The sequence below is a fragment of the Aquibacillus saliphilus genome (assembly GCF_020404745.1).
Classification (GTDB): domain Bacteria; phylum Bacillota; class Bacilli; order Bacillales; family Amphibacillaceae; genus Aquibacillus; species Aquibacillus saliphilus.
This window is the reverse complement of sequence record NZ_JAIZAP010000003.1, coordinates 226,650-236,187: the sequence shown is the minus strand read 5'-3', so window position 1 is coordinate 236,187 and position 9,538 is coordinate 226,650. Positions and strand designations below refer to the sequence as shown.

10 protein-coding genes, 2 tRNA genes and 2 rRNA genes are annotated in these 9,538 nt (G+C 35.6%); 11 read left to right on the top strand and 3 right to left on the bottom strand.

What is annotated here, in order from left to right:
* The 9 genes from LD272_RS05170 to tsaD form a co-directional block, all read left to right on the top strand.
* Nucleotides 1-125 (top strand): 23S ribosomal RNA (locus LD272_RS05170); the annotation flags it as partial.
* Between the two features lie 257 nt (nucleotides 126-382).
* Nucleotides 383-498: ribosomal RNA gene (gene rrf, locus LD272_RS05165) — 5S ribosomal RNA — on the top strand.
* Between the two features lie 44 nt (nucleotides 499-542).
* Nucleotides 543-619: transfer RNA gene (locus tag LD272_RS05160), tRNA-Met, on the top strand.
* A 61-nt stretch (nucleotides 620-680) separates the two neighbouring features.
* Nucleotides 681-757 (top strand) — tRNA-Asp (locus tag LD272_RS05155).
* A 330-nt stretch (nucleotides 758-1,087) separates the two neighbouring features.
* Nucleotides 1,088-2,071 carry a thiamine-phosphate kinase gene (gene thiL, locus LD272_RS05150; protein ID WP_226035517.1) on the top strand — a complete coding sequence of 328 codons (984 nt, stop codon included), beginning with the start codon at nucleotides 1,088-1,090 and terminating at the stop codon, nucleotides 2,069-2,071.
* 9 nt (nucleotides 2,072-2,080) lie between these two features.
* On the top strand, nucleotides 2,081-2,536 hold the full coding sequence (gene tsaE, locus LD272_RS05145; protein WP_226035516.1) for a tRNA (adenosine(37)-N6)-threonylcarbamoyltransferase complex ATPase subunit type 1 TsaE: 456 nt from the start codon (nucleotides 2,081-2,083) through the stop codon (nucleotides 2,534-2,536).
* The gene (gene tsaB / locus LD272_RS05140; RefSeq protein ID WP_226035515.1) at nucleotides 2,533-3,234 is read left to right on the top strand and encodes a tRNA (adenosine(37)-N6)-threonylcarbamoyltransferase complex dimerization subunit type 1 TsaB; all 702 of its coding nucleotides are present in this window, start codon (nucleotides 2,533-2,535) and stop codon (nucleotides 3,232-3,234) included. Before tsaE ends, tsaB begins: the two co-directional genes overlap by 4 nt.
* Complete coding sequence (gene rimI / locus LD272_RS05135) at nucleotides 3,234-3,680, top strand: ribosomal protein S18-alanine N-acetyltransferase (protein ID WP_226035514.1); 447 nt, start codon at nucleotides 3,234-3,236, stop codon at nucleotides 3,678-3,680. The genes tsaB and rimI overlap by 1 nt, the downstream gene beginning before the upstream one ends.
* On the top strand, nucleotides 3,677-4,714 hold the full coding sequence (tsaD, locus tag LD272_RS05130; protein WP_226035528.1) for a tRNA (adenosine(37)-N6)-threonylcarbamoyltransferase complex transferase subunit TsaD: 1,038 nt from the start codon (nucleotides 3,677-3,679) through the stop codon (nucleotides 4,712-4,714). The genes rimI and tsaD overlap by 4 nt, the downstream gene beginning before the upstream one ends.
* Before the next feature lie 383 nt (nucleotides 4,715-5,097).
* Here the strand turns inward: tsaD and LD272_RS05125 are convergent, their stop codons facing one another.
* A complete protein-coding gene (locus tag LD272_RS05125) occupies nucleotides 5,098-7,026 on the bottom strand; it encodes an ABC-F family ATP-binding cassette domain-containing protein (RefSeq protein WP_226035513.1) in 1,929 nt (642 codons plus the stop codon).
* 316 nt (nucleotides 7,027-7,342) lie between these two features.
* Here LD272_RS05125 and LD272_RS05120 point away from each other — a divergent pair, with 316 nt between their 5' ends.
* Nucleotides 7,343-7,993, top strand: a complete 651-nt coding sequence (locus LD272_RS05120) for a redox-sensing transcriptional repressor Rex (RefSeq protein ID WP_226035512.1) — start codon at nucleotides 7,343-7,345, stop codon at nucleotides 7,991-7,993.
* A 56-nt stretch (nucleotides 7,994-8,049) separates the two neighbouring features.
* Here LD272_RS05120 and LD272_RS05115 read toward each other — a convergent pair whose 3' ends face one another.
* Together LD272_RS05115 and LD272_RS05110 are read right to left on the bottom strand one after the other, a co-directional pair.
* Nucleotides 8,050-8,256, bottom strand: a complete 207-nt coding sequence (locus LD272_RS05115; protein WP_226035511.1) for a YdiK family protein — start codon at nucleotides 8,254-8,256, stop codon at nucleotides 8,050-8,052.
* A gap of 7 nt (nucleotides 8,257-8,263) precedes the next feature.
* On the bottom strand, nucleotides 8,264-8,968 hold the full coding sequence (locus tag LD272_RS05110) for a CPBP family intramembrane glutamic endopeptidase (protein ID WP_226035510.1): 705 nt from the start codon (nucleotides 8,966-8,968) through the stop codon (nucleotides 8,264-8,266).
* 266 nt (nucleotides 8,969-9,234) lie between these two features.
* Between LD272_RS05110 and groES the strand changes: the two genes are divergently transcribed.
* Entirely contained in the window at nucleotides 9,235-9,519 is a 285-nt protein-coding gene (gene groES / locus LD272_RS05105) for a co-chaperone GroES (protein ID WP_226035509.1), read from the top strand.
* Nucleotides 9,520-9,538 lie beyond the last annotated feature (19 nt).

The following is a 9,538-nucleotide window of genomic DNA, read 5'->3' as shown; positions in this document are numbered from 1 at the left end:
AGATGAGACTTCCCATCATTTTAAATGAGTAAGATCCCTCAGAGACGATGAGGTTGATAGGTTCGAGGTGGAAGCGTGGTGACACGTGTAGCTGACGAATACTAATAGATCGAGGACTTAACTAAAATTATAAAGCGAAAGCGACTGATCAAAAGCGTACGGATAGATAAGACAGCATGTAGTTCTCGACCTTTGAGGACGAAATGATGGATTACCTATACGCTAGCTTTTAGGAGCTGTAGCTAGAATGATAAAGCGAAAGATTGATGTCTTGTTCTTCTTATCTAGTTTTGAAGGTATATATTAATTATTCTAAAAAACACTTGCATTTGAAGTGAAATAGTAATATAATATATCTTGTCCCTGAAATTTATATAATTAGTCTGGTGGCAATAGCGGAGAGGTCACACCTGTTCCCATGCCGAACACAGTAGTTAAGCTCTCCAGCGCCCATGGTAGTTGGGGCTTTGCCCCTGCGAGAGTAGGACGCCGCCAGGCATTAAATTTATCTTTAGTAGGATTAAAAACATTTCCTATATTACCGCGGGGTGGAGCAGTCTGGTAGCTCGTCGGGCTCATAACCCGAAGGTCGCAGGTTCAAATCCTGCCCCCGCAACCAATTATTTTTCTAACAACGTCGATGTTACTTCTTGCTAGAAAATATTTTTTTGTTCATATTTGGTCCGGTAGTTCAGTTGGTTAGAATGCCTGCCTGTCACGCAGGAGGTCGCGGGTTCGAGTCCCGTCCGGACCGCCATTAAATTTAACTTAATACATAATTTATAAAGGCCTTAGGAAAAATCCTAAGGCTTTTCTTTATAGTCTTGGAAATTATAAAAATGGAATGCTGTGGATAATTAATTATTAAGTTAACCACGTCCAGCTACGGCGCCTGCCCCGTTTTGAGGTCTTAAGTCAATCCTCTATGTTGCAAAGAACGCAAAGGACGATGCTTGTCTTATTTCCCTAGTGCAATCAAGGTACACTTTCGCTTTTGTTATTCTATAAAAAGGCATGGTTATTTTTCATTTTACAATGGTTTTTGCTATCATAGAGTTAGCTCTAATGAATAGTTGGGGGTTTAGAGATGGACGAATTCAACTTTATAAAATCAATACAACAAAAGAACTACATACAACCCAGCTTAATCAAAGGTATTGGGGATGATGCAGCTGTTTTTCGTCAATCCTATCAAGATACAGTGATGGCAGTAGATACATTTGTAGAAAACATTCATTTTTCTAGAAAGACGATGTTACCATTTCATGTTGGTTATCGAGTATTGGCTGCTAATATTAGTGATATGGCAGCGATGGGAAGTACTCCAGCTTATTATTTGATTTCAATTGTTATCCCCAAAGACTGGTCCGACAGTGAATTGAATGACATATATCGAGGTATGAGGGAGATTGCTAAACAATACAGAATGGACCTAATAGGTGGAGATACTGTTTCTGGAAATGAACTTGTTATTTCAGTGACAATTGTAGGTTTTACTAGTCAAGGTCAATCTAGATATCGCACTAATGCCAAAAATAATGATATTGTTTTTGTAACTGGAACATTGGGTGATGCAGCTGCCGGATTTCACTTGTTAACAAATGAATCTGAAAGTATGGAGCATCTAGGTAATAGTTTCAATTACTTTATTGATCGACATCGTATGCCTAGTCCTAGAGTATCATTTGCTCAGGCTTTGTCACCTTTATCTAGAGTATCATTAAATGATATAAGTGATGGAATTGGTAATGAAGCAGCTGAGATTGCGGTGGCATCAAAGGTTACTCTGCATATAAATTACGAGAAAATTCCATGCCATCCTGATTTAAATTGTTTTTCAGAAGAGCAGCAGAAAAGATGGAAACTATTTGGTGGAGAAGATTTTGAACTTATTGGAACTGTTTCTAAACAAGAATGGCCAGCCGTAGTAGATGCTGCACATAAAACAAATACTATGGTTACAGAAATCGGTTATGTAGATGATAATGAACGTTTGAACGGTTCTGTAATGTTGCGAGAGAATAACAATGAAATGAAGCTTGAAAAATTGGGTTATACGCATTTGAAATAGGTGATAAAAATGAAAACTTTTGAATTTACTACATACACAAGTGAAGAAACAATTCGTTTAGCAGAGAAATTAGCTCTGTTACTTAGACCTGGAGACGTGATTACTTTATCTGGCGGTCTTGGTGCAGGAAAAACAACTTTTACAAAAGGTATTGGATCTGGTTTAGGTGTGACACGAATGATAAATAGTCCGACATTCACGATAGTTAAAGAGTATATGGGTGAGTTGCCGCTATATCATATGGACGTGTACCGATTAGAAAACAGCGATGAAGACATTGGATTCGATGAGTATTTTAATGGAAACGGAATTTCTGTGGTAGAATGGGCGACTTTTATCAAAGAATTTTTGCCAGAGGAACGCTTAGACATTGATTTTCAATTGAAAAATGAAGATGAAAGAACAATTACCTTTTATCCAAAAGGGGACGCTTTTGAAAAGATTTGCGAGGAGTTAGAACGATGAATATACTTTCTATAGATACATCAAACCAAACAATGGGGATTGCAATTGTAAAGAATGGACAAATAGCTGGGGAATATATCACAAATGTGAAGAAAAATCATTCTGTCAGGCTAATGCCAGCTATTGATCAATTGATGAGAGAGACAGCAACCGTTCCTGAGGACTTAAATAAGATTGTAGTAGCCAAAGGACCTGGTTCGTTTACAGGGGTTAGAATAGGACTAGCAACTGCTAAAACAATGGCTTGGGCTCTTGATATACCTATTGTTTCTATTTCTAGTTTAGAAGCAGTCGCCTATCAAGGTAGTTTCTTTAATCAATTAATCTGTCCTTTTTTTGATGCACGCAGAGGTTTAGTATATACAGGATTATATAAATGGAGTCCTGATCAAAAATTAGAAAATGTTCTAGAAGAGAAGAATACTTTATTTTCTGATTGGTTGGAAGTGTTAGCACAACATCAAACTAAAGTTTTATTTTTGAGTCAAGACATTGAATTACACAGAGAACTAATAGATAAAACGATGGGAGATTTGGCAGTGATTCCTGATACATCTTATCATGTTCCACGTCCATCGCTACTTGCACAAGCAAGTATGGCTAAAGAAACTGAAGAAATACATTCATTAACTCCTAATTACCTGAGGTTAGCTGAAGCTGAAGCGAATTGGTTAAAACAACAGCAGGGGAAAAGCTAATGTCGGAAGTGATAATCAGGCAAATGACAATTCAAGATATCGATCAAGTAATGATGATTGAAATGTCCTCATTTGGCGTGCCATGGACGAAAGATATTTTTTACAGGGAATTAACAGAAAATCCTTATTCAATCTATTTTTTGATAGAGGAACAAGGGTATGTATTTGGTTATTGTGGGTTGTGGATAGTAATAGACGAGGCTCAAATTACAAATATTGCAATACTACCAGAATATAGAGGGAAAAAGTACGGGCAGGCACTATTTCAATATATATTGAATCAATCGATTGCCCTTGGAGCACATCAATTGTCATTGGAAGTAAGGGTGTCAAATTTGGTTGCTCAAAAGATGTACCGAAAATTCGGTCTTATACCAGGTGGAGTTAGAAAGAATTACTATACAGATAATAATGAGGATGCATTAGTAATGTGGGTGAAACTATGACAAAGGATCAGTATATTTTAGGAATAGAAACAAGCTGTGATGAGACAGCGATGTCCATTGTTAAAAATGGTGTAGAAATCGTGGCTAATGTTGTAGCCTCGCAAATTGAAAGTCATAAACGATTTGGTGGAGTGGTACCTGAGATTGCATCTAGACACCATGTCGAACAAATCACGGTTGTGTTAGAGGAAACCTTTTCTAAAGCAGAGATGACTATGGCTGATATTGATGCAATTACGGTTACAGAGGGACCAGGACTTGTTGGTGCACTTTTAATTGGAGTTAATTCAGCCAAAGCGCTTGCATTCGCAAAGAGTAAGCCCTTGGTTGGGGTGCATCATATTGCAGGTCACATCTATGCAAATCGATTAAATAAGGAATTTACCTTTCCGTTAATAGCACTTGTTGTTTCAGGAGGTCACACGGAATTAATTTTAATGCGTGAACACGGTTCATTTGAAATTATTGGAGAAACGAGAGATGATGCAGCCGGAGAAGCCTATGATAAAGTTGCTAGAACACTACAGCTACCTTATCCTGGTGGACCACACATTGACCGGTTAGCAACAGAAGGTCAAGCAAACATTAACTTTCCTAGGGCGTGGCTTGAAGAAGGGTCTTATGATTTTAGTTTTAGTGGATTGAAGTCATCAGTAATTAATACCTTACACAATGCAGAGCAGCGAGATGAAGTACTTAAAAAAGAAGATGTTGCTGCAAGTTTTCAAGCTAGTGTAGTAGAAGTGTTAACTACAAAGACATATAAGGCAGCTAAAGAATATGGGGTAAAGCAAGTACTTGTTGCTGGTGGTGTAGCAGCTAATCAGGGTTTACGTAAGGAATTAACAAGTAAATTCGCTGATACAGGTATCGAACTAGAAATTCCACCACTACATTTATGTACGGATAATGCCGCAATGATTGCTGCTGCTGGTAGTATTGCTTATAATCAAGGCCACAGAGCAGGCTGGGATTTAAATGCTAACCCGTCGTTAGATTTAGAAAAATATTCATTACGAGGTCAACAACGATAACTTTTTTATAAATCAATTTCATCATGCCTATTCACCGCCATCTTGCAATTATGAAATTGACTCAGATATAAAAAGTAAAGTAACCTTAGATAATTAAGGAAGCTTTACTTTTTTTGTGTTAGAGATCAAATAGTTATCAACACACTTCATTTCTAATTGTGGATAATTATTTAAATAACTTATCTAATAGACAGTTAGGTTGAGGATAACTTTTGTGGATAACTATATGTTTAGTTGTGGATAATGTGTATAACTAGGAAAAAAGTAAGTATTACAGTAGTGGATATGTGGATAAGGATGTTAGTAAGTGGATAACATCCTTTTTTTAAAAAAACTAGGATAATGTCGATTCTGCCTCAACCATTATCCTAGTGTATCAATTATTATTCACTTTGAAGTTGTTCCCATTCTTCCATGAGTTCTTCTACTTTTAGATTGTTTCTTTCATTACTTTGAGTCAACTCTAGTGATTTTTCATGGTCTTGAAAAATATCTGGCTGACACAACAAATCTTCAATTTCCTGAATATTTTCTTCCAAGTGCTCTATTTCTTCTTCAATTTCCTGAATTCTACGTTCTTTTTTTCTTTGTTCCTTTTTGATAAGCTTGTCTTGTTTAAAATTAGCCTTTGTTTCATTTGTCTCAACAGAAGCTTGTTCTTGTGTATTCTCAAGCTCCTTTAACTCAAACTCTTCTTGCTTTTTATCTAAATAATAGTCGTAATCACCAAGGTATAAGGTGGATTCACTTGGTTTCATTTCAACAACCTGTGTCGCAATTTTATTTATGAAGTACCGATCATGAGAAACAAACAATATTGTACCTGGAAAATCTAATAATGCAGCCTCTAATACTTCCTTGCTATCTAAATCCAGATGGTTAGTTGGCTCATCCAAGATAAGTAGGTTTGATTTCTCCATCATTAATTTTGCGAGCGATAGTCTAGCCTTTTCCCCTCCACTTAATGATGAAACAGTCTTAAGGACATCATCACCAGAAAATAGAAAGTTACCTAAGACTGTACGAATATCTTTTTCGTTCATCATCGGATATTCGTCCCAGAGTTCGAGAAGAACAGTTTTGTTGGAATTAAGCTTTGTTTGTTCTTGGTCATAGTATCCAATTTGGACATTTGTTCCAACCTGTATGGAGCCAAGGTTTGCTTTATAGTCACCTATAATCGTCTTTAAAAGAGTCGTTTTACCAACTCCATTAGGTCCCACTAAGGCGAGACTATCCCCTCTAGACACATCAAAGCTTAAGTTGGAAAAGATGAAATCTTGTTCCTCATCATAACGAAAAGCCAAGTCTTTTAGCTTCAAAACATCATTTCCACTTCGTCGATTGATTTCAAATGAGAACTTTGCTGATGCATCACTTCCGCTAGGTTTATCCATTTTGTCCATTTTCTCTAATTGCTTTCGTCTACTCTGTGCCCGTTTAGTCGTTGAAGCTCTAACAATATTTTTTTGAACAAATTCTTCCAGTTTTTTAATTTCACCTTGTTGTTTATCAAACTGTTTCATTTCTTGTTCATAGTCAGCAGCTTTTTTATCTAAATATTTACTATAATTTCCGTGGAATTTCCTAGAGTGATTCCTAGAAATTTCATAAACAATGTTAACAGTTTTATCTAAAAAGTATCTATCATGGGATACAATAACTACCGCTCCACTATAGCTATTAAGATAACCCTCAAGCCATGTTAATGTTTCAATATCTAAATGGTTAGTGGGCTCATCTAGTATTAGTACATCAGGTTTAGATAATAATAACTTACCAAGAGCTAAGCGCGTCTTTTGACCACCACTTAGTTCATTCACTACTGTATTTAAATCGTAATCTTGAAAGTGAAGGCCATTCAAAACAGCTTTTATTTCCGCTTCATACTGATAGCCGCCCTCTGTTCTAAATGCTTGCTGTTTTTTGTCATAGTCTGATAAAAGTTGTTGATAGACACTTTCGTTATCAGTAAGACTGGGATCGCCCATCTGTTGTTCCATTTTTCTTAAATCCGCTTCCTTTTCAATCAAATCATTAAATACCAATAGCATTTCATCCCATATGGACTGATTGGAGACTAAGCCAGTATTTTGTGCAAGATATCCGAGAGAGACATCTTTGGGTTTATGAATACTACCTTCGTCGTAAGAAAGATTGTTAGACATTATTTTTAATAGTGTAGATTTACCAGCGCCGTTTCTACCAACTATTGCAATTCGGTCATTGGTTTTAATCTCTAGCTTAATATTAGATAATATAAGTTCAGCACCAAAACGTTTTGTAAGATTATTTACTTGCATTAAGATCATTCTATTCACCTCTATTTGTTAAGTGTATCCTAGTTTTCTTGTAAGTAGCAAGCTTGATAATTAGTAGCCGCAGACGGAACTTCTGTAATAATTAAAATGCTAGCAATTTAAGTCTAATATATATATATTAGTTAGTGAAGATATTCACGACATATCGACTGTTTTTTGTTAAAATATAGACAAGTGTAGGAAACAATGCAAAATGTACGCGTTAACAGATATGAAAGATAAATCAGACCAAAATTATCAACCATATATTATTAGTAACAGTATTGGGGAAACTAAACGTAATCTAGTCAAATAAGGGGAAATTAAAATGAGTGAACAGAACAAAATACCACAAGCCACAGCAAGGCGGTTACCATTATACTATCGTTTTTTAAACAATTTACATGCGCAGGAGAAATTTAGAGTTTCTTCTAAAGAATTAAGTGAAGCAGTAAAAGTTGATTCAGCCACCATTCGTAGGGACTTTTCCTACTTCGGTGCACTTGGGAAAAAGGGTTATGGATACAATGTCGAATACTTGTTAGGTTTTTTCCGGAAAACTTTGGATCAAGATGACGTAACTAATATAGTATTAATTGGCGTTGGTAATTTGGGAACGGCATTTTTACAATACAACTTTACCAAAAACAATAATACAAAAATCGAAATGGCGTTTGATGCAGATAAAAGTAAAGTCGGTCAAGAAATTGGTGGTGTCCCGGTTTATCATATCGATGAATTAGAAGACAAAATAAGTGATATTACTGTTGCTATTTTAACTGTTCCTGTCTCAGAAGCTCAGAATATTACAGACCGATTAGTTCAAACTGGTGCATCAGGAATTTTGAACTTCACACCAGCTAGAATTACGGTCCCTGAAGGAGTTCGAGTTCACCATATTGATCTCGCTGTAGAGCTTCAATCGTTAGTATATTTTATTAAACATTATCCGCTCGATGAAGTAGATGGAAGTCAGTAATAAATTTCGTAATAAAAAAACAGTTAACTTGAATTAAATCAGTTAACTGTTTTTGTTTATTCTTTTTTCCTTTTAGATTTTTTAACTCGCAAATGCAATCCGATTAGTCTAAAAGCAACAACAAAATCCAAAGTAGCAAAAAATGCGAGTAAAATCGTCATAAAATTCCAGATAGTATCTTCGACTGATTGTACTGCGATATAAGTGAATACGACTCCCATACCAAAATATAGGGATGCCATAAACATTGGTGAAGTCCTCATGTGACACTTAGCCTCCAATAATGATCATTTGTAATTGATTAAATTCCTCTAACATTTTGTCAATCTCCTCAGGATCAAGTGTTAATTGACCAATTACTGCATACGTATTTATGGATATATGCGCGATAATCGGTACAATAATTCGTTTTGTCTTGACGTAGAGATAGGCAAATACTATTCCCATGGCAGTATAGACCAGAATATGCGGATTATCGTTATGAACAAGTCCAAATATGAGTGCTGATGCTAAAGCAGCAATAATAAAGTTGGTTCGTTTAAAGATGCTACCGAAAATGATCTTTCTAAAAATGATTTCTTCTAGAATCGGAGCAATAACGGAAACAATGATAATAAATATCGGTGCAGCACGTGCAATATTCATAATGTCCATTGTATTTTGAGACCCAGGCTTAATATTAAGAACAAAGGTTTCGATAAGAATAGCAACAATTTGTGCTGTAAAAGCCAAGAAAATCCCTAAAATCGACCAAAGAATAATCGAACCAATATTTGTTGTTCCTCTTACTTGTTTCATCTCATCTCTAAGTAAATACATTGTGACTAGCAATGCAACAATGAAACTAAACATTGACCAGGAGACAACTGCGACAAGAGGATCTATATTTATAATTTCAATAATTGGTGCAACAATTACACCAGATAATTGCATAGCAAAATATGTCAAAATGACATACCAATAGTTTTTAGGCAAAAAGCAACGACCCCTTCTAAGCATAATATTCAATTTCTTATTCATTGTACGTATTTTAACACAAGTTTAGAATAGAATTGAAATAGTTAGTCCCATGATTGTTTAGTGAATTGATAATAATGTAAACGACCAAAAAAATATAACTCCAATACTTGCAAATTATCGTAGAATTCATTATTATATTAATTGTGTTAGCACTCTTGCACGTTGAGTGCTAAAATGGAAATTAAGCATTGACTAACATTATATCCAAGGAGGGTTTCGAAATGTTAAAGCCACTAGGTGATCGCGTTATTATTGAACTTGTTGCACAAGATGAAAAAACTGCAAGCGGTATTGTACTTCCAGACTCCGCAAAGGAAAAGCCACAAGAAGGAAAAGTTGTTGCAGTTGGTTCTGGACGTGTAACAGATAATGGAGAAAAAATCGCTCCAGAAGTAGCAGAAGGAAACCTAATTATTTTCTCTAAGTTCGCAGGAACAGAAGTGAAATATGAAGGTAATGAATACTTAATTCTTCGTGAGAGCGACATATTAGCTGTTATTGGTTAATTAACGAGGAACGATAAAT

What these genes read in the sequence shown, in the direction of transcription:
- thiL (WP_226035517.1), top strand. Translation starts at nt 1,088, where the DNA reads ATGGACGAATTCAACTTTATAAAATCAATACAACAAAAGAACTACATA.
- tsaE (WP_226035516.1), top strand. Translation starts at nt 2,081, where the DNA reads ATGAAAACTTTTGAATTTACTACATACACAAGTGAAGAAACAATTCGT.
- tsaB (WP_226035515.1), top strand. Translation starts at nt 2,533, where the DNA reads ATGAATATACTTTCTATAGATACATCAAACCAAACAATGGGGATTGCA.
- rimI (WP_226035514.1), top strand. Translation starts at nt 3,234, where the DNA reads ATGTCGGAAGTGATAATCAGGCAAATGACAATTCAAGATATCGATCAA.
- tsaD (WP_226035528.1), top strand. Translation starts at nt 3,677, where the DNA reads ATGACAAAGGATCAGTATATTTTAGGAATAGAAACAAGCTGTGATGAG.
- LD272_RS05125 (WP_226035513.1), bottom strand. Translation starts at nt 7,026, where the DNA reads ATGATCTTAATGCAAGTAAATAATCTTACAAAACGTTTTGGTGCTGAA.
- LD272_RS05120 (WP_226035512.1), top strand. Translation starts at nt 7,343, where the DNA reads ATGAGTGAACAGAACAAAATACCACAAGCCACAGCAAGGCGGTTACCA.
- LD272_RS05115 (WP_226035511.1), bottom strand. Translation starts at nt 8,256, where the DNA reads ATGAGGACTTCACCAATGTTTATGGCATCCCTATATTTTGGTATGGGA.
- groES (WP_226035509.1), top strand. Translation starts at nt 9,235, where the DNA reads ATGTTAAAGCCACTAGGTGATCGCGTTATTATTGAACTTGTTGCACAA.